Origin of the sequence: Bacillus sp. FSL K6-0042 (assembly GCF_038006685.1) — a bacterium.
Taxonomy (GTDB): domain Bacteria; phylum Bacillota; class Bacilli; order Bacillales; family Bacillaceae_G; genus Bacillus_A; species Bacillus_A pseudomycoides.
The window spans coordinates 3,717,210-3,735,051 of the sequence record NZ_JBBOVS010000001.1 but is presented as its reverse complement, the minus strand read 5'-3'; the positions used below and the strand labels follow the sequence as shown (position 1 = coordinate 3,735,051).

Annotated in this window: 21 protein-coding genes and 1 pseudogene; 10 read left to right on the top strand and 12 right to left on the bottom strand. The window is 36.7% G+C overall.

The features are described 5' to 3' along the window. Positions 1-48: 48 nt before the first annotated feature. The 4 genes from MHH45_RS19065 to MHH45_RS19050 all read right to left on the bottom strand — a co-directional run bounded on the left by MHH45_RS19065 (position 49) and on the right by MHH45_RS19050 (position 4,387). Positions 49-312, bottom strand: a complete 264-nt coding sequence (locus MHH45_RS19065; protein WP_016132169.1) for a response regulator transcription factor — start codon at positions 310-312, stop codon at positions 49-51. An 18-nt stretch (positions 313-330) separates the two neighbouring features. Further along, on the bottom strand, positions 331-876 hold the full coding sequence (locus MHH45_RS19060; protein ID WP_016132170.1) for a hypothetical protein: 546 nt from the start codon (positions 874-876) through the stop codon (positions 331-333). A 165-nt stretch (positions 877-1,041) separates the two neighbouring features. Then, on the bottom strand, positions 1,042-3,615 hold the full coding sequence (locus MHH45_RS19055; protein WP_016132171.1) for an FtsX-like permease family protein: 2,574 nt from the start codon (positions 3,613-3,615) through the stop codon (positions 1,042-1,044). Then, positions 3,599-4,387 (bottom strand): ABC transporter ATP-binding protein, encoded by a 789-nt coding sequence (locus MHH45_RS19050; RefSeq protein WP_016132172.1) that lies wholly within the window; start codon positions 4,385-4,387, stop codon positions 3,599-3,601. The genes MHH45_RS19055 and MHH45_RS19050 overlap by 17 nt, the downstream gene beginning before the upstream one ends. 259 nt (positions 4,388-4,646) lie before the next feature. Here MHH45_RS19050 and MHH45_RS19045 point away from each other — a divergent pair. Beyond that, positions 4,647-4,733, top strand: a pseudogene (locus MHH45_RS19045) (NAD(P)H-dependent oxidoreductase); the annotation flags it as partial. Positions 4,734-5,335: 602 nt separating this feature from the next. On the opposite strand, the gene MHH45_RS19040 reads toward MHH45_RS19045, so the two are convergent. From MHH45_RS19040 to MHH45_RS19030, 3 genes are all read right to left on the bottom strand, one after another. Beyond that, positions 5,336-6,100, bottom strand: coding sequence for a TIGR01457 family HAD-type hydrolase (locus MHH45_RS19040; protein ID WP_003208886.1), 765 nt, complete (start codon positions 6,098-6,100; stop codon positions 5,336-5,338). Positions 6,101-6,198: 98 nt separating this feature from the next. Beyond that, entirely contained in the window at positions 6,199-6,864 is a 666-nt protein-coding gene (locus MHH45_RS19035) for a helix-turn-helix transcriptional regulator (protein ID WP_088094270.1), read from the bottom strand. Between the two features lie 81 nt (positions 6,865-6,945). Next, on the bottom strand, positions 6,946-7,386 hold the full coding sequence (locus MHH45_RS19030) for a DUF86 domain-containing protein (protein ID WP_003201498.1): 441 nt from the start codon (positions 7,384-7,386) through the stop codon (positions 6,946-6,948). A 147-nt stretch (positions 7,387-7,533) separates the two neighbouring features. Here MHH45_RS19030 and glpX point away from each other — a divergent pair, with 147 nt between their 5' ends. The 3 genes from glpX to MHH45_RS19015 all read left to right on the top strand — a co-directional run bounded on the left by glpX (position 7,534) and on the right by MHH45_RS19015 (position 9,666). Continuing rightward, a complete protein-coding gene (gene glpX / locus MHH45_RS19025; RefSeq protein WP_016112379.1) occupies positions 7,534-8,505 on the top strand; it encodes a class II fructose-bisphosphatase in 972 nt (323 codons plus the stop codon). 18 nt (positions 8,506-8,523) lie between these two features. Then, positions 8,524-8,790 (top strand): DUF3055 domain-containing protein, encoded by a 267-nt coding sequence (locus MHH45_RS19020; RefSeq protein ID WP_003208880.1) that lies wholly within the window; start codon positions 8,524-8,526, stop codon positions 8,788-8,790. A 375-nt stretch (positions 8,791-9,165) separates the two neighbouring features. Then, positions 9,166-9,666: a hypothetical protein gene (locus MHH45_RS19015; RefSeq protein ID WP_016132175.1), complete on the top strand. Its 501-nt coding sequence runs from the start codon at positions 9,166-9,168 to the stop codon at positions 9,664-9,666. 112 nt (positions 9,667-9,778) lie between these two features. Here the strand turns inward: MHH45_RS19015 and MHH45_RS19010 are convergent, their stop codons facing one another. Beyond that, positions 9,779-10,051 carry a YutD family protein gene (locus MHH45_RS19010; RefSeq protein ID WP_371388589.1) on the bottom strand — a complete coding sequence of 91 codons (273 nt, stop codon included), beginning with the start codon at positions 10,049-10,051 and terminating at the stop codon, positions 9,779-9,781. A 148-nt stretch (positions 10,052-10,199) separates the two neighbouring features. Here MHH45_RS19010 and MHH45_RS19005 point away from each other — a divergent pair, with 148 nt between their 5' ends. Next, positions 10,200-10,778, top strand: coding sequence for a YhcN/YlaJ family sporulation lipoprotein (locus MHH45_RS19005; RefSeq protein WP_016112382.1), 579 nt, complete (start codon positions 10,200-10,202; stop codon positions 10,776-10,778). 39 nt (positions 10,779-10,817) lie between these two features. Here the strand turns inward: MHH45_RS19005 and MHH45_RS19000 are convergent, their stop codons facing one another. After that, on the bottom strand, positions 10,818-11,552 hold the full coding sequence (locus MHH45_RS19000) for a MerR family transcriptional regulator (RefSeq protein WP_016112383.1): 735 nt from the start codon (positions 11,550-11,552) through the stop codon (positions 10,818-10,820). A 167-nt stretch (positions 11,553-11,719) separates the two neighbouring features. On the opposite strand from MHH45_RS19000, the gene MHH45_RS18995 reads away from it, so the two are divergent. From MHH45_RS18995 to MHH45_RS18980, 4 genes are all read left to right on the top strand, one after another. Continuing rightward, positions 11,720-12,499 carry a YhfC family intramembrane metalloprotease gene (locus tag MHH45_RS18995; protein WP_016132176.1) on the top strand — a complete coding sequence of 260 codons (780 nt, stop codon included), beginning with the start codon at positions 11,720-11,722 and terminating at the stop codon, positions 12,497-12,499. 89 nt (positions 12,500-12,588) lie between these two features. Further along, positions 12,589-13,158 (top strand): histidine phosphatase family protein, encoded by a 570-nt coding sequence (locus tag MHH45_RS18990; protein ID WP_016132177.1) that lies wholly within the window; start codon positions 12,589-12,591, stop codon positions 13,156-13,158. Between the two features lie 28 nt (positions 13,159-13,186). Further along, positions 13,187-13,897, top strand: a complete 711-nt coding sequence (locus MHH45_RS18985) for an N-acetyltransferase (RefSeq protein ID WP_088094273.1) — start codon at positions 13,187-13,189, stop codon at positions 13,895-13,897. 19 nt (positions 13,898-13,916) lie between these two features. Beyond that, complete coding sequence (locus MHH45_RS18980; protein WP_016132179.1) at positions 13,917-14,393, top strand: YbaK/EbsC family protein; 477 nt, start codon at positions 13,917-13,919, stop codon at positions 14,391-14,393. 108 nt (positions 14,394-14,501) lie between these two features. Here the strand turns inward: MHH45_RS18980 and lipA are convergent, their stop codons facing one another. Then, positions 14,502-15,398, bottom strand: coding sequence for a lipoyl synthase (gene lipA / locus MHH45_RS18975; RefSeq protein ID WP_003201659.1), 897 nt, complete (start codon positions 15,396-15,398; stop codon positions 14,502-14,504). Positions 15,399-15,588: 190 nt separating this feature from the next. Here lipA and MHH45_RS18970 point away from each other — a divergent pair, with 190 nt between their 5' ends. Further along, entirely contained in the window at positions 15,589-16,587 is a 999-nt protein-coding gene (locus tag MHH45_RS18970; protein ID WP_003208964.1) for a M23 family metallopeptidase, read from the top strand. Positions 16,588-16,743: 156 nt separating this feature from the next. On the opposite strand, the gene yunB is transcribed toward MHH45_RS18970, so the two are convergent. Together yunB and MHH45_RS18960 are read right to left on the bottom strand one after the other, a co-directional pair. Continuing rightward, a complete protein-coding gene (gene yunB, locus MHH45_RS18965; RefSeq protein WP_016132180.1) occupies positions 16,744-17,481 on the bottom strand; it encodes a sporulation protein YunB in 738 nt (245 codons plus the stop codon). Positions 17,482-17,536: 55 nt separating this feature from the next. Further along, positions 17,537-17,839 (bottom strand): YunC family protein, encoded by a 303-nt coding sequence (locus MHH45_RS18960; RefSeq protein WP_003201652.1) that lies wholly within the window; start codon positions 17,837-17,839, stop codon positions 17,537-17,539. Positions 17,840-17,842: the final 3 nt, after the last annotated feature.

The following is a 17,842-nucleotide window of genomic DNA, read 5'->3' as shown; positions in this document are numbered from 1 at the left end:
ATGACAATTCCCCTCTTTGCATACAATCAAAGAGGGCGAAAATTATAATTAAAAAACAACACTCTTCTGTTTCACCCTCTGCAAACAATTCTCTTCCCTAGGAGCTATTTCTACCGTAATTAACCCATAATAATAGGCCCGGATTCCAATTTCTACACGATGATGAATGTTCCACTTTTCCTTAATTGAAGCAACTAGCTCTCCTACCCTGCGCCGACTAATATACAGCGTTTGAGCAATTTCTTTATCTTTCATTCCTTTTGATACAAGAATGGCTACTTCTTTTTCTTTTGCACTTAATCTGACACTCATTTTTTCATTCTCCTTCCTCTATTCCTCTCGATTTACAATCCATTGACATAAAAAAACGGGAGATAGATTGTTCTCATATAATAAAACATCTTCCTTAACAGCAATTTCAAAAGAACATGTTAACTCACCGTGAATATCCAAAAATTTATTTATTCTCTTAACCATATACATAAGCACTTTTTCTACCTCTTCATCTAATAATCGCTCAAGTCTACTATGCTGGATTGTATAGCCGATTGCTAATGTTGCAACCTCATTTTGAAGACGATCAACATCACAAATATACATGAACTCATCACAAACAAAATTCATTGTATATATCCCTGGAACATAAATACTTTGAACTGCTACAGGGTTAGAAATAATAAGAACGGGAACAACAGGAGAATTGGTTAAATCGATTTCTTTAAATGCTTCATACAACAACTGAGCCAAAATATTAATATGGACATTCAATACCTTTCCATCACCTTTATCATGCAATGAAAAAAGTTTGTCTGAAATAATACGCTGATACAATCTAACCGTCTGTTCGTTTCTAATGAATAATTCGTTATGAATCATGAATGGATCACCTCCACTTTCAAGTCCTTACTATTACTTTATAACGCGAGGTTAGTTAATTTATAGTAGTTAACAATAACGAAAAAACAGAGAGGATTTTTTATCATTTACTAAAAAAAGTTAACCATATTCAAAAGAAAAAGACCGTTATAAAAACGGCCTTCCTTACGCTGACAACTCTTTAAGCGTATCACTTAATTTAAAATCCCTTAACTGGAATGAAGCGATCATTGCTGCACTTGTTCCGAGTATAACACTCGCTGCAGCTAGTAATAGCACTTGATTATACGGAATTGTAATAAGCGTTAATTCTAAACTTGATAAGACAATATAACTGAAAATCACTCCGCCTCCAATACCTATGATTCCAGCTATCGCACCAAGTAATGTACCTTCTAACCACACAATTCTTCGCATTTGCTTAGGGATAGCTCCTATGGCACGAATCATACTAATCTCAGCACGTCTTTCATGTAAGCTTGCAACAATCGCGTTCATTAAGCCAATACCTGAAATAACAAAAATAATGACTACCAATAAACGAATTAACATAACCATTTGAGATAATAGCTGCTCTTGCTCTTTTAACAAATCGGTACTATTTATAACCTCTATATTATTTTTACCATTTGTTATCTTTGTTACTTTCTTCTTAATTGTTTCAAAAGGTACCTTAGAGTCCGTCATAATTTGAATCGATTCATATCCTTGTACATGAAACATATTTCGCGCCCATTGTTCATTTACGAAGACGTAAGTACTTTGCATTCTCAAGTTTTTCTCGATAATAGAAACGACTTTAATAGACTGTTTTTGCTTCCCTTTCCCTTGCACTTCAATCGTATCATGTAGCTTAATCCCTAAATTTTTTGCTGTTTCTTTTGTAATTACTCCTTCTCCATCTTTTAATGGAGTACTCAAGTTTTGACCAGAAATAACTTTCATCTTGGTCACCTTTTGAAACGCTGTAATATCAGTACCCACAACTTCCATCGCATCATAATTATATTTATTTTTCTTCATAAATTCGTACCATTCTTGATTTGCTTCTTTAAAGTCATAATTTACGAGTTTAGATGTGGAATCAGAGGCTGCTCCGACAATTTCTTTTATCCCTTCAACGTCTTGTATCTTTCCTAGCCAATTAAATGGGATATTTTCAATTCCTTGTGACTCCATTGAAACACGAATGACTAAATCTGCTGGTAAATTCTTTTGTAATCCTTGCTTCATTCCTTCATACATCGCATTCACATACATCGTTCCAACTAGCGATAACATAAATCCAAATGCTAGAATTGCGACTGAAACAGCTGCCTTTTTACGATAACGAATGACATTTCGGCTACTAATTGTTGTCTCAATGCGAAATATCATTTGAAATGGTTTTACAATAACTGGGGTAATAACACGAATACATAACGGAATTGCAAACAACAAACCTACTGCAAATAACAGTGCTCCTATCGCACTTGGATTAAAACCAATATACCTCTCAGCAAACACACCACTTAAACCAATTACAGCACCCACTATTAAAATAACGAGACTGAAAATGCTCCATTTCCGTTCTTTCTTTTGATTGCTTAGAACTCCTGGTCTTAATGCTTCAACAGGAGGAATTTTTCTTACCATAAATGCTGGTATAATCGCGCCTATTACTGACATGATAATCCCTAGTAAAAATGTAATGAATAAAATCTCAACTGAAATAGAAAATGATTCTTGCCCTGTACTTTCTACATTCACCCACTTGTTAATAAAAGAAGCTGCGAGCTGATGTGTGCTAGCACCAAGTACAACTCCTACTAACGAACCAATCGTTCCAATACATAATGCTTCTAATAAAACAACGAAAATTACTTGATTTGGATTACTACCAATCGCACGTAATAAAGCCCATTGTTTAAAGCGACTTCTTACAGATAAGAAGAAGCTTCCCATAATTAAAAGCGCTACAACAAATAAAGCAATTCCGCCTAAACTAAAGACTAATGGCTTCATCACATTTAATCTTTCTAATGCTTTATCTACATATGTACGCTGATCTATTTTAATATTTTCAAATTTTTTATTCGCATCAATAGCAATCATTCTCTTCACATTGACATCAGATGTTTTCACTTGAACAAGGTTAAATTGACCTTGTAAGTTTAATTCCTGTTGCATCCAAGTAATTGGAAAATATGCGCTATGTCCCATTGCTGCCATCAATGGTGGATTCAAAATCCCTACAACTCTCAAATTTTTTTCACCGTGCGGTGGAAAAGGCAGACGAATCATATCTCCTACTTTTATATTTTCTCGATCTGTATACCCTTTCGTAAGTGCTACTTCCGCCCCTTCTTTCGGATATCGCCCTTCTGTAATTTTATAAGAACGCATATCGGGAGAATCTTGTTCCACGCCCCAATACGATGGTTTGCCAGAAAGCTCTTTATAATTTGGTAACGGATAAGGAATAAGTACTTTTGATATTTTTTCCGCACTTTCAAGACCGTTCAGTTCTTTTAATTTTTCATCTTTTAAATACACATCATTTTTAATATAACCAAATTGCAAATCATAATCACCATAACGACTCACAACCTGCTCTTTAACACGTTGTTCTACAGACTGATTTCCTAGTAGTAACATTGTTGCTAACATGACACCTAAAGCAGCCCCAAGAGCGATTAACATGTTCCTTAGCCAATTCTGTCTAATAGACTTGGCCGCATATTTAATTATCCAAGACATCGTTCTTATCACCTACCTTAAAGTGCCGATTCATAACCTCTTGAATGTGCGTAACTTGCTGCGGAATATGCCGGAATTTCCATCCTTTACTTTCGGCATGTTCATGAATTACTTCACCATCTAGTAAGAAAACAACTTTATCTGCATGAGCGGCTACAAACGGGTCATGCGTTACAACAACTGCCGTTTGCCCTAATTCATCACAAGCATTACGAAGAGCCGCAATGATATTTTTGCTATTTTCAGAATCCAACGCTCCTGTCGGTTCATCTGCTAATATAATAGCTGGTTCATTGGCAAATGCTCTCGCAATGGCAACCCTTTGCTGCTGGCCACCTGATAATTGCGATGGTAAGTGCTGTTCTTTCCCTTTTAAACCAACAAGCTCTAATAAACGCTTTGCTGCTGTTGTCGCCTTCTTCTGCGGGACATTATCTAACAGTAACGGTAATCCCACATTTTCTTCCGCATTAAATACTGGTATTAAATTAAACTGCTGAAAAATAAAACCTATTTTATGCCTCCGAAACAACGCGAGTTCTTTTTCTTTTAATGATGAAATTTCAGTACAGCCTACTCGAATGCTTCCCGTCGTCGGAATATCTAATCCTCCAAGCAACTGTAAAAGAGTGGTTTTCCCCGACCCACTCGCTCCCATAATACAAACGAAATCACCTTTTTGGATTTGAAGATTAATCCCCTTTAATATCTTTACCTTACTATCACCAATATCAAATGACTTTTCTACCCCTTCAATTTCAATGATATTCATTTTTTATACCCCTTTTTTTTATTTAATTATCTTTATATTAAATATATATTCTGCTGCGAGACCAAGCTTCCTATCACACTGTACTTTTATTGTAATATAAATATATTTTGAAACACACTTCGCAAAATAGCACATCTTACATTTTCTAATAAGAATTTGAATTTCTTGACTCCCCCTCAATTCGTAACCATAATAGTTACAATAATGTTTTCTTTTTAAGAAAAAGCTATCAACATATCCACAAATAGGAGGAACAATGATGAAGCATCTAATCGTTTATGCACACCCAAATCCACAAAGCTTCAATCATGCGATTTTAGAAACGGTAAAAAGTGAACTTGAAGAAGTAAAAGAAGTAGTGAATCGTTTATTAGGGTAAAATGAAAACTTCCATCAGTGAGGTTAACGCAGAGTGACATGCTGATTTAATTTTCTCAATAACGGATATGACCGAACATGGTAAAATAGTAAATAGGATGAGAGTCCTAATACATATGTGGTTTTCAAGTCAAAAAAAGACACTCGAAAGGGTGTCTTTTTAACATCCGCATATAGCTAGTACAAACAAAACGAATAGAATAATTACTATGGATATTCCAAAATTGAATGTAATCGTATGATCCATATCCCTTCCCCTTCTCGCAAATCCATTTATAAAAAATATTATTAAAGTAAAAAGACACTCAAGTGAGTGTTTTTTAGCAGCTAAATCCACCTTCCCAACAGCTGTATAATCCCTACTTTAGTAAGTGCTCAAAACAGTAAGCTGTGGATATTTTGACGGATTTACATTACTGTATGTTGATTAACGATGAGTGAGCAGGTCTTTTTCTATAATTTAAACAATGAATGTAATTTTAATATACACTTACGCCCATCCCTACTTAAATCGAATTACAGCCTTCATTCAGCAAAAAACAGGCAATCTAAAAGATTGCCTGTCCACTATTACATCTTCTCAATCCACTCTGTCAAGTTATGCACAACTTGTGTTGGCTGCACGTCATACTCTGTTAACTTCTCCACAGTTGTGACTCCAGTGTGGACAAGAAGTGTATGCATACCAGCATTTATCCCCGCTAAAATGTCAGTATCATAGTTATCCCCAACCATTAGCGCTTCTTCTTTCGCCATGCCAAGTACTTTTAGTGCTTGTTCCATAATAATGGATTCTGGTTTTCCGATAAAGATTGGCTCTACACCTGTTGATACTGTAACAACAGATGTTAAGGAACCGTTTCCAGGTAATAAACCACGCTCAGTTGGAATGGCAATATCTCCATTTGTTGAAATAAATGTCGCACCATTACGTACTGCAAGACATGCTTTCGCTAGCTTTTCATATGTAATTTCGCGATCTAATCCAACAACGACAAAGTCAGGATTTTCATCCACAAGCTTGAATCCTTTTTCTACAAGTGCGTCATGCAATCCTTCTTCACCAATCATATACACAGACGCATCTTGTTTACGCTCATAAATAAAGTTTGCTGTTGCCATGCTTGTTGTAAATACTTGCTCTGGTTTAGCTGGAATATCGAAACGAACAAGCTTTTCTGCCACTTGCTCTGGCTTACGCGTTGAGTTATTCGTTACAAACAAATAGGGAATGCCGCGCTCCTGTAGTGCTTTTACAAAGTCGCTTGCTTCTTCAATTTGTTCTTCACCGCGATACATTGTACCATCTAAGTCGATTAAATAGCCTTTATACATCCATCTGTCTCTCCTTTTTGTCTAGCGTTCATACCCTTCTTATATTAACCGCTTTTTCCAAAGAAAAAAACGCTTCGTCTAAAAGCGTCCCATAACGTTCATTTTTTCTCTTGTATGTGATACGAACAGTGACAGTCACCATTGCACATATTTGATAACACTTTCACATTTTTATCAGAAAACAACCGCTTATACATGTTTTCTTCCTCCAAACAAAGCTGTGGATATTTTTCAGCAACAGCCTTTAATGGACAATTTTGTTTTTGTAATATGTATGAGTTTTCTCCCTCTTGCTTCACCTGTACCATATATCCGTTTTTCTCTTGAATAGCGGCAACTTCCCGGAGCTTTTGTAATACATTATCTTGGCTGCTCATTCGCTTTTGTAATACATTATCTTGGCTGCTCATTCGCTTTTGTAATTGCTCCTCCATCCGATTCGTTCTCGCCTTTAAAATAGCATTAACAAGTGTTTCATCACCGATTGACTCTAAATCCTCTAACACTTCTAAAGCAAATTGCTTATAATCTTTCGGAAACGAATCTTCTCCTTTTTGACTTAGGCCGTATAAATATGTTGGCCTTCCCACATGTTGACGCACCATTTTCGACTGAATGATTTCTTCTTTCTCAAGCTTACTTAAATGACGACGTACTGCCATCTCCGTAATCTCTAAAGATTCAGCTAACGATGCAACTGTTTGTTCACCATTTATTTTTAAAAGCTGTACAATTTCTTCCTTCGTTGTACGTGCTTCCCCCATTTCTCATCCTTCTCTCTTTTGAGCCGTTCCCATAGACAAAAAAGACCCCCAAAAAGGTTAATGGGGATCTTATCCATGCGCTTATTCTGCTACAAATGCAGATACAGGCCCTAATTCCTTTTCTAAGTAACGGCGAATATTCGCAGGGTATTTTTGTACCACGGCAATTTGTTTTTGAATCGTTGTATATAATTCTTCATGGTTCATTTGAATATAATCTTGCATAAGCATTTTCCGAAGAACAATCACTTCTTTTATCCCTTTTCCTTCTTCCTCACTTATGACTTTTTCGTCCATTAAAATATCAATAATATCTTCATAACTCCCTGGATCACGCATAATAAATCCATCAATCATTGCATTTCCAACATCTAGTATGCAATCAATGATGAGATGCGACATACGCTCTAATGCGTAATATTCAAAATCCGTTTCATATTCTTGCTTCTCTTGAAATGTATCTACTACTTGTTCTAAACATGCTAACATTTGCTCTATTTTTTTTCTGTCTACAAAGTACATGAATGTCACCTACCTGGAAATTAAAGCATTTACATTTTAATTGTAACCGTTTCTTCTGAAAAAATCGACAATTTTTCGAATTCACCTTTCACGCGTTATTTGTTATAGTTATAACTGTATGATTTTTGAAATTGGAGGAATGTTACCTTGGAACGTGAACTCGCATTAGAAATTGTCCGTGTAACAGAAGCAGCAGCCTTAGCATCCGCACAATGGATGGGCCGCGGAAAGAAAAACGAAGCAGATGATGCAGCAACTACCGCTATGCGTGATATGTTTGATTCAGTAAACATGGCAGGTACTGTTGTAATTGGTGAAGGAGAACTTGATGAAGCACCAATGTTATATATTGGTGAGGAACTAGGAACAGGTAACGGTCCAGAAGTAGATATCGCCGTTGATCCATTAGAAGGGACAAACATCGTTGCAAAAGGTCTTGCAAATGCAATGGCAGTTATTGCAGTCGCAGATAAAGGAAACCTTCTTCATGCTCCGGATATGTACATGGAAAAAATCGCGGTTGGTCCAAAAGCAGCTGGTAAAATTAGCTTAGATGATCCAATTGAAAAAACAATTGATATTGTAGCAGAAGCAAACAATAAGAAAATTCGTGACTTAACGGTTATCGTCCAAGAACGTGAACGTCATCAAGATATTATTAACCGTGTTCGCGCAAAAGGTGCACGTGTAAAACTATTCGGTGATGGAGATGTTGGTGCGTCAATCGCAACAGCTCTTCCAGGAACAGGTATTGACTTATTCGTTGGTATTGGCGGCGCTCCAGAAGGCGTTATCTCTGCAGCAGCACTAAAATGTCTTGAAGGCGAAATGCAAGCACGCTTAGTTCCAATGAACGAAGAAGAAGAAGCACGTTGCCGTAAAATGGGATTAGAAGATCCTCGTCAACTTCTTATGTTAGATGACTTAGTATCTGGTGACGACGCAATCTTCTCAGCAACAGGCGTATCTGCTGGCGAGTTATTAGATGGTGTGAAATTCCTTGGCGGAGACTTAGCAGAAACATATTCTATCGTTATGCGCTACAAAACAAGAACGGTACGCTTTATTAAAACGCATCACCATTTAGATCATAAGCCTCACTTAAACTTAGATATTTAAAAAAGGAGCCTGTGTAGTATGGAAGAACGTTTCTTTCTTTACGACGATACAGTCGATACAAAAACGCGTTTCGTTAGCTTTATGGGAGAAAATGAGCGCCACGATTTAGCGCTTTTATATTCCGATCGCCATTACGGTAAAACAATTGTCCTTGATATGCAGCGTAATAAATTTGCAATCATCGGCACTGACGATTTAAACGAACCCGGCTACTTAGAGCACGCTTTTTCTGTCTCTGAAGAGATTGCAGAAGAACTTCGCTCATTCTTATTTGAACTTATATAATATTATGGCACCAGCTACCTCGATAGCTGGTGTTTTTTATACATAACAAATTTTCGAATTTTCAATCTTTTATGTTATACTTATGAGCAAATCTATTTGGAAGAAAGGACGTCTACTACGTATGCCAACATTTACTTTGTAATGGATCAGCAATTGAATAGCATTACTCTCAAAAAAGCTGTGTGCTTTATCAAGGGAGTAGTCTGTTCATTTCCCATTACAAAGGAACGTAACGCATCTGTAGTATGATGTTTACGGAGGTTCCTCTTAAGGGACCCTCCTTTTATTTTTGTCTATTTCTTCCCTATTCATACTGCAAGACATCCAAATAGCTGTATTACGTTCCTTTACCCAATATATACGAGGTGAAGGAAAATGCAGAAAGTACAACTTTCTTGGAATTTATATGAAAATGAATTTGAAACGACAGTCGAAAAACATTGTAAAAATTGCGGGCATACCACCCTTTTTACTGACATAAACGTTCGTAGGCATAACGCAAATGGAAAGAACATTTACCGCTTTGCCATTTATAAATGCTCAAAAGGACATACGTGGAACAAGAAACTTCACATTTATAAGTCTTTTTCTGATCATGTTGAAACGATCGATGTGTTTCAAAAAGAACAAGGTGAGATGATCACTACTATCTCGATTATGCAATATAAAGAAGCTGGCACTACAGAATTAACCATTGTATTAGAAACAGTTTTGGGCTCTCATCGCATGGATAAAGCACTCGCTGCGTATATTTCAGATTGGAGCCGCACCACGATTGTAGACAGAATGAAAAACGGACACATTCAGTTGAACGGACAACAGATGAAACCAAATACAACCCTTTCAGAAGGTGATCTTATTTCAATTTGCTTGTAAAGGGGATAAATGATTATATTTGCCGCGGCGCTGTTTTATTTTTCAAGTAAACCAAAGCCCTATACTTGAGTAAAAAAAATTCCTCTTACGCCTATCGTAAGAGGAATTCTTTTTACTTCTTCACTTTTCGTAATACAAAGTGTGCACAACCAAAATTACAGTACTCGTATAAGTACTCCGATAGTGTACTAATTTTCGTATCATATGTCGCACGTTGGTTACTATCATCAAAGAAGCCGCGCAATCTGAGTTGATCGTACCCCCAGTCACCAACGATATAATCATATTTATTTAAAATTTCTGCATAGCGTTCTTTAAATGCTTCTTCACGAAAACCGTTACGATAGTCTTTAATTACTTCGTATTGAACATTATTAATGCTCATTGTAGCATGAATCTCCTGCTTTTGCTCCATCATTAACTTCCTTTCTAAGCATTCTTCTTTTTATCGTATCACAAAGCCTAACAACCAACAATTTCAAATACAAAAAATTGAAAAGTAGTAAATGCTATGGAGAAGGAGGTGATACATCTTGAAAAAACAAATGATACTCTCTCTTCTCACGCTCTCTTTATTTGTAGGTTGCTACTCGACAAATAAAGCGGAAATGGAACATGAAAAAGGCAGCCGCGTTCTTGTCTCCAATAAAAACGACATGTATCATACAGAAAATACAAATACAAAGCTTACAAGAGTCGGATACTCCTCTAAACAAAAACATGAAGTATCTAACAAACAAGTGGGTGCCATTAACCGCGAGAAGGTAGCTGAAATGATTACAAGTATGACAGTAAATCTTCCGGATGTCACAAATGCTGCTACACTTGTGACCGATGACGAAGTATTTGTTGTATACAAAGCAAAAACAAACGATCCTGCTCTTGTAACAGATCAAGTATATAAAACGGCTTTATCCATCGTTCCCCGTTATTATAAAGCATATGTATCAACAGACCAAAAATTGATCACGCAAATTCAAGGCCTGCAATCTGGTACATTAAACAATAAAGAATATGAACAAAGCCTTGATATGCTAAAACGTGAAATGGGGAAAAATCCGCATTTGAATAATACGCAGAATCAAACATTAAATGACATGCTTAAAAAATAAAAAAGATGGCGGCTGCCCACTTGAGACAGCCCCATCTTTTTATTTTTTACGGTTATCTGCGTATACCGCCATTGCATCGCACATAAACTGTGCTAAACCTTCTCCAAATTGGTCAATATTTTTTGTAAAACGTTCATCATCTACATACATTTGACCTAATCCTTTGAATGCCTCTAATGAATATTGACCGAAGTTTTGCAAGTAATCGTACCATTCTTGAATTGCTTCTTGTGCTTCTTTAGAATCAGGCGCGCCATTTCGAAGTGTAGCCAGCTTTCTATAAATACCATTAAACTCTTCTTGCTTTTCTTTAGGCATGCCAGCTGCTGTCTTATTCGCTTTATCCACAGCTTCGTCTCCCCATCTCTCACGTGCTTCTTGCTCATATGGGTTTTGACTGAAATCAAATCCTTCAAATTTTTCTTTATTCGTCATTTGAATCTCTCCTTTTGTATGCTTAATTGTCTTATCAATTGTCGCAATCACCTTATCCAGTCTAGCTCGCTTCTCGAGCAGCATTTTCTTATGCAATTGAAGCGCTTCTTCCCGGTCAAATGAAGGACTCATGATAATTTCCTTAATCTTCTTTAAAGGGAAGCCAAGCTCTTTAAAAAATAAAATTTGCTGCAATGTCTCTAAATTTTCATTGGAATACAGACGATACCCTGACTCTGTCGTCTCATCTGGGGTTAACAACCCAATTTCATCATAATGATGCAGTGTGCGCACACTAATACCAACTAAATCAGCTACTTCTTTTACCCTCATTGTCATTGTTTCGCCTCCCTTAATACATACAATAAAATATTACGTAACGTGAGAGTCAATAAAAAATGATTATTAAATTATGTGTTTTTTATGACTAAAAGCTCCTCCACTCCACATTCCCTTAAAATTCAGGCATAATATATATGTACATATATTAGAAAGCGGTGAAAAATATGGTTTCAAATGCTGTAATTACCAGTATGATTGTGCAACTAGCGATTTCGGTTCTAGTTCCAATTATTGTACTTGTTTATTTTCGAAAAAAATATCATATAAACTGGAAAGTTGTTGGTGTTGGGGTTCTTATCTTTATTGGATTTTCACAAATTCTCGAAACACCTTTTCACGTATTTATGCTGGGCAATCCAACAACATCGGAAATATTGAAAAACCCATTTCTTTATGCCATCTATGGTGGACTTACTGCCGCTATCTTTGAAGAAGCAGGTCGATTCATAGCCTTCTTCTATTTACTTAAGAAATATCAAGAATATAAAGATGGTTTAGCATATGGAATTGGACACGGAGGGATTGAATCTATTTCAATTGGGGCTCTAGCTAGTCTTCAAACTCTATACTTTGCTATTTCAATCAATAATGGAAGTTTTTCAAAACTTATTGAAAAAGCCCCTCAGCTCAGTCAAGTGCAAGATTTATTACTTAGCACTCCTTCCTATCTCTACCTACTTGGTAGCTTAGAAAGAATCTTAGCTTTGGTCTTACAAATCGCCTTCTCAATGCTTGTATTATACGGCGTAAAACATAAGAAATATATTTTTGTTATATATGCCGGCTTGTTCCATGCATTTATAGACTTCTTTGCAGCTCTTTATCAAAAGCAAGTTATCAACATATTTGTTGCAGAAGGAATCACGCTTATTTTTACAATTTGCGCTTTCATTCTTATTCGTAAAATGAAAGACAAATTAACAATTGAATCAGAAAAAAGCTAAGCCCACGTGAGCTTAGCTTTTTTCTATAGAGGATTTTTTTCCTATTTGTCGAAGTATGTATGGTCAACTTGAAAAATGAGGGATGGATTTTGAAAAAACTTATCGTAGTACGTCACTGTTCAGCAACTGGACAAGAACGAGATGCAGCACTAACAATTGCAGGGGAAAAACAAGCACACTTTCTTGCTAATTTTCTCATACAGAATAACCTGCAAATAGAGTCCATTATTTCAAGCCCTTTTACTCGAGCCATTCAATCCATTGCACCATTTGCATTACGAACCAATCTACCCGTAGGCGAAGATGAGCGCCTAGAGGAACGCATATTAAGCAATAATCCAATGGAAGATTGGCTACAAAAACTAGAATATACTTTTACAAATATAGATATTGCCTTTTTAGGCGGAGAGTCAACAAAACAAGCGATGGACCGCGTCGCATCGCTTATTCAAGACATTTTACAACAAGAACACCAAGTAACATTACTTGTTACACATGGAAATTTATTAACGCTCATTTTAAAGTACTTTGATAATCGGATTGGTTTTCTAGAATGGAAAAACTTAAGCAATCCTGATATTTACGAAATTACACTTGATGAACAAACGACAATCCACAGATTGTGGGGGAAGACCGTTGAAAATTGTTACACGAGATAATATTGAACAAGAACATATCTGCTGTGCAATGTCAGACAAAAAAGTGAAACGTGGTGTCGAGCTAAAAAAAGAGTGGCTAAAAGATCGATTTGAAGAAGGACTTATGTTTAAAAAGCTAGATGTAAAAGGAAAGGTGTTCATTGAACACATTCCAGCTGAGTATGCATGGGTGCCTATCTCTGCACCAGGATACACATTCATCAATTGCTTTTGGGTATCGGGGCGTTTTAAAGGGAAAGGCTATGGTGCACAGCTCTTAGAAGAATGTATGCAAGATTCTAAAGCGAAAGGAAAGCATGGAATCGTTGTTATTTCAAGCAAGAAAAAACGCCCCTATTTATCAGATGGCAGCTACTTAAAGAAAAAAGGGTTTCAAGTATGTGATACAGCACCGCCTTATTTTGAATTACTTGTATACAAACTTGATCCAAATGCTCCTTCACCACATTTCACAGCAAGCGCCAAAGACATGAAGACTCCGAATCAAAACGGCTTGGTTGTCTATTATACAAATCAGTGTCCTTATACTGATTATTACATTCATCAAGAATTAGCCAATATCACTCAGCAATATCATATCCCTTTCGAATGCATTCAGTTGACATCGCGAGAAGATGCGCAACATGCTCCTTGTGCCTTCACGACATACGGAGCTTTTTATAACGGAGAATTTTTAACACATGAAATTTTAAGTGCAAAAAAATTTGAAAAAGTCATGTTGAACATGCAACAAATATAGAAAGGGGCATTACAAAAATATGTACGAAGAAGTAATCTCTTTATTACATAAGACAAATGTTTCTTATGAAAAATTTGAACACGAACCAGTTCTCGATTATGAAACAGATCGTGTTGTTCGTGAACGCCTTGGCTTGCAGGGTGCTCCAAGTAAAAGCTTATTTTTAAAATCAAAATCTGGATCCTATTACGTTTTCTTCACATTGGAAGGAACTCGTCTCGAGAAAAACGAAATGAAGGAAATCACGGGGCAGCGCTTATCAATTTGTTCACCTGATGAACTAAGAGAACAAACAGGATGTATTCCGGGATGCGTCGCTCCTTTTGGTTATTCACAGAATGTAACAATTATTGTGGATAGTTCCGTCTATGCCTATGACAAAATTTTAATTACACCGGGTGTTCCGGAATTTACAATTGAATTATCCACAGAAGAATTGAAAAAGATTTTATCCATATGTCAAAATACCGTTTTAGAATATAGAAAAACAAATTGAAAAACCGCGGTAAAACTTCCTTCATTGTTTACTTTATTCTTTCCTATTTAGTTGTGTTTGAAGTAAAAAATCCTTCTTAGTTTTCACGCTAAGAAGGATTTTTTACTATTATTTTGCTTGTGCTGTATTTTCTTTTGCAGAACGTACTTGCTCATCTGCATGGTAAGAAGAACGAACAAGCGGGCCAGCTTCACAGTGGCTAAATCCTTTGCTAAGAGCAATTTCTTTTAACTCTGCAAATTCAGCTGGTGTGTAGTATTTAATAACTGGTAAATGCTTTTTAGATGGTTGTAGGTATTGTCCAAGTGTTAAAATATCCACATTGTTCGCACGTAAGTCGTCCATTGCTTCAATTAAATCTTCTCTTGTTTCACCCAGTCCCACCATAATGCTAGATTTAGTTGGAATATCAGGTTGCATTTCTTTTGCACGACGTAAAAACTCTAATGAACGATCATATTTTGCTCTAGCGCGAACTCGGTCAGATAATCGACGTACTGTTTCAATGTTATGGTTTAAAATATCCGGTTTTGCATCCATTAACATTTTTAAATTTTCTTCTACCCCGCCCATATCAGATGGCAGTACTTCAATAGACGTGAATGGATTTTTGCGACGAACAGCGCGCACTGTTTCAGCAAAAACAGCAGCTCCGCCATCTTTCAAATCATCACGTGCAACCGCTGTTATAACAACGTGTTTTAAGCCCATGTGTACTACAGAATCTGCTACGCGTTCTGGCTCTTGTAAATCAAGCTCCGTTGGTAAGCCTGTTTTAACCGCACAAAAACGACAAGCACGTGTACAAACCGCACCTAAAATCATAAACGTTGCTGTTTTTCTTACAGCCCAGCATTCGTGAATGTTCGGACATTTCGCCTCTTCACAAACGGTATGTAACTGCTTAGAACGCATCATTTTCTTTAAGCCTGTATAGTTTTCATTTGTATTTAACTTAATTTTCAACCATTCGGGCTTGCGCTTATATTCTGTTTGTTTTGTCATGTTATCAACTCCGCACAATATGAAATAGTTTACCGTGTTCGCTTCTTTCAATGTAACATATCTATTCTAACGTATGAAAGCGATTTGCTCAAATGAAGATTCCAAGAATTTTTACCAATGATTTACTATAATGAAATATCTCGTATATCCCACACTAAAAAGAGTGATGTTGTGAAAGGAGTTTATTTTTATGCTTCGAAAGATTGCCTTATTGCTTTCTATTTGTTTTCTTCTTGGGCAAGGCATTGCCTATGGTGAAGTGAATCAAAATCAAATATACGAAAAGCGCATGACACTATATAAAGAAACTGAAAAAGATGCTAATATTCCATGGTATTATTTAGCCGCAATTGATCAATATGAACGCAATATACGGAGCGTAAGAAAAGATATTCCGAAAAAGCCCGATGCTATCATATCAATTTACTTTAAACCAGAAATGTGGGCTGGACCTGCCAATGGTTCTACTAACGATACTCTTCCCCATACGATTTCTCTGTTTGGAGGGATTGGTTTAGATGGCGATAAAGACGGAATTGCAAATGCAAATAACGACCGAGATCTTTTGCATACAATGGCAACTATTATAAAAAAGCAAGGGACTTCAGAAGACCGTATTAAAATTATGCTCTGGGAATATTATAGACGTGCAAAAACAGTTGAATTAATTACCGAATATGCTCGAATCTATAAGCACTATGGTCGTATTAACTTAGAAGGGAATGCCTTCCCTCTTCCTGTCCATAGCGACAATAGCTACCGTAGTACATTTGGCGCTGGGCGGAGTTTTGGAGGAAGACGTATTCATGAAGGCACCGATATTTTCGCAAGGCACGGTGTACCAGTAAGATCTACCTGCTACGGCGTTATTGAAACAAAGGGTTGGAATCGCCTTGGTGGTTGGCGCATCGGCATTCGCGATTTATATAACAATTATCATTATTACGCACATTTAGGTGGCTTTTCTAAAGAAATACAGCTAGGACAAATTGTAGAACCAGGAACCGTTCTTGGCTTCGTTGGTAACACAGGTTATGGACCTCCTGGTACAGCTGGAAAGTTTCCACCACACTTGCACTTTGGATTATATAAAGACAACGGGTATACAGAATGGGCCTTTGATCCGTATATGCATTTAAGTTTGTGGGAGCGGAAAGAACGTGCGAATTTAAAAAACAACCGTAGCTAATTGCTACGGTTGTTTCCTTTTAAGTACTATAATGTCTTTTCAAACTTACTCATCCGTTATAATACATATTTTGTTAATTCCTTGCTTCATTTGATAAAAATTTCCATGTTTTTAGTATTAACTTAAAAAACCAATAAAACACAAAAAAGCGAATGACTAATCATCCGCTTTCTTCCCCTTACTATCTGGCATAACAACTCCGCCGCTTCCATAATAAGATGGTACCTCTCCTTGTACAATTCGTGTTGCAATTGGGATATTTTGTTTTACTGTAATTTCTTTTGTACGAAATGGAATAATTACCTGTAGCGTAACCTGCACTTCCATAACAACTTCAATCGCTGTATTGTTAATTCCATGCGGTTTTACATTTTGCTTAATATCCGTATTCACATGACCAATTGTTGTAAAATCAATCGGAATATCCGGCCCTAAATTACCAAGGAGTGCATTATCCGTTATGCGTCCAAGAGGAACAGACATTGACACTCCGCTCTCTTCTGGAAGACCGAGTGCCTTCATATTCCCCTTCTCCACTTGATGCAAATATTTCTCTATGTATGCAGTAGTCGATGTCAAAATCTCATTTACTTGCTTTGTATTTAAATCGATTGTGGATACTCTTCCATTCTTATCGTTTTGTACTTTCATTAATGAATCCACATCAAATCCTTCCTTAATTCGATCCTTTACCGCTTTCGTCATCACAACCGTTGCCATTTTATGTGTCTGCGTTTCTCCATATTTTATTAATGTAGGTTGAATACTTTTATTCACAATCCAGAATCCTTGTAAAGTTAACAATAAAAAAATGATAAACGAAATGAGTAGTACATGCCGAAAGGGGAGCGGTCCTTTTCGGAAACGCGAAGCTTTTGGACGAAATGTACGCATAAAAAAACCCTCCTTCTTATATCATTTCTATGCAAGAAAGAGGGACGATATATACTTATATCATTTTTAATAAAGCATCTTTTCCAATTGTTCCTGCTGGAATGCCTAGAGCCTCGGCTTCAGTCGTTACCGATTCAAGCGGCGCTTCAAGAAGCTGCTCAATCGTTCTCACACCAACTGCGCGGCCAGCAATAATACCTCGGTCCCCTAACTTCTCGTTTAATAGGCCGACATCTAAAGCTCCACACATAATATATCCCTTATCGCTCATAACAGCCAACAAATTTGTTTTCGGAAGCTTTACGCTAACCGCTATAAACGTATAGTTATCAATGATAATTGGTTCCACATTAACCATAGT

What these genes read in the sequence shown, in the direction of transcription:
- MHH45_RS19065 (WP_016132169.1), bottom strand. Translation starts at nt 312, where the DNA reads ATGAGTGTCAGATTAAGTGCAAAAGAAAAAGAAGTAGCCATTCTTGTA.
- MHH45_RS19060 (WP_016132170.1), bottom strand. Translation starts at nt 876, where the DNA reads ATGATTCATAACGAATTATTCATTAGAAACGAACAGACGGTTAGATTG.
- MHH45_RS19055 (WP_016132171.1), bottom strand. Translation starts at nt 3,615, where the DNA reads ATGTCTTGGATAATTAAATATGCGGCCAAGTCTATTAGACAGAATTGG.
- MHH45_RS19050 (WP_016132172.1), bottom strand. Translation starts at nt 4,387, where the DNA reads ATGAATATCATTGAAATTGAAGGGGTAGAAAAGTCATTTGATATTGGT.
- MHH45_RS19040 (WP_003208886.1), bottom strand. Translation starts at nt 6,100, where the DNA reads ATGTATAAAGGCTATTTAATCGACTTAGATGGTACAATGTATCGCGGT.
- MHH45_RS19035 (WP_088094270.1), bottom strand. Translation starts at nt 6,864, where the DNA reads ATGGGGGAAGCACGTACAACGAAGGAAGAAATTGTACAGCTTTTAAAA.
- MHH45_RS19030 (WP_003201498.1), bottom strand. Translation starts at nt 7,386, where the DNA reads ATGTACTTTGTAGACAGAAAAAAAATAGAGCAAATGTTAGCATGTTTA.
- MHH45_RS19020 (WP_003208880.1), top strand. Translation starts at nt 8,524, where the DNA reads ATGGAAGAACGTTTCTTTCTTTACGACGATACAGTCGATACAAAAACG.
- MHH45_RS19015 (WP_016132175.1), top strand. Translation starts at nt 9,166, where the DNA reads ATGCAGAAAGTACAACTTTCTTGGAATTTATATGAAAATGAATTTGAA.
- MHH45_RS19010 (WP_371388589.1), bottom strand. Translation starts at nt 10,051, where the DNA reads ATGAGCATTAATAATGTTCAATACGAAGTAATTAAAGACTATCGTAAC.
- MHH45_RS19000 (WP_016112383.1), bottom strand. Translation starts at nt 11,552, where the DNA reads ATGACAATGAGGGTAAAAGAAGTAGCTGATTTAGTTGGTATTAGTGTG.
- MHH45_RS18995 (WP_016132176.1), top strand. Translation starts at nt 11,720, where the DNA reads ATGGTTTCAAATGCTGTAATTACCAGTATGATTGTGCAACTAGCGATT.
- MHH45_RS18985 (WP_088094273.1), top strand. Translation starts at nt 13,187, where the DNA reads ATGTCAGACAAAAAAGTGAAACGTGGTGTCGAGCTAAAAAAAGAGTGG.
- MHH45_RS18980 (WP_016132179.1), top strand. Translation starts at nt 13,917, where the DNA reads ATGTACGAAGAAGTAATCTCTTTATTACATAAGACAAATGTTTCTTAT.
- lipA (WP_003201659.1), bottom strand. Translation starts at nt 15,398, where the DNA reads ATGACAAAACAAACAGAATATAAGCGCAAGCCCGAATGGTTGAAAATT.
- MHH45_RS18970 (WP_003208964.1), top strand. Translation starts at nt 15,589, where the DNA reads ATGCTTCGAAAGATTGCCTTATTGCTTTCTATTTGTTTTCTTCTTGGG.
- yunB (WP_016132180.1), bottom strand. Translation starts at nt 17,481, where the DNA reads ATGCGTACATTTCGTCCAAAAGCTTCGCGTTTCCGAAAAGGACCGCTC.
- MHH45_RS18960 (WP_003201652.1), bottom strand. Translation starts at nt 17,839, where the DNA reads ATGGTTAATGTGGAACCAATTATCATTGATAACTATACGTTTATAGCG.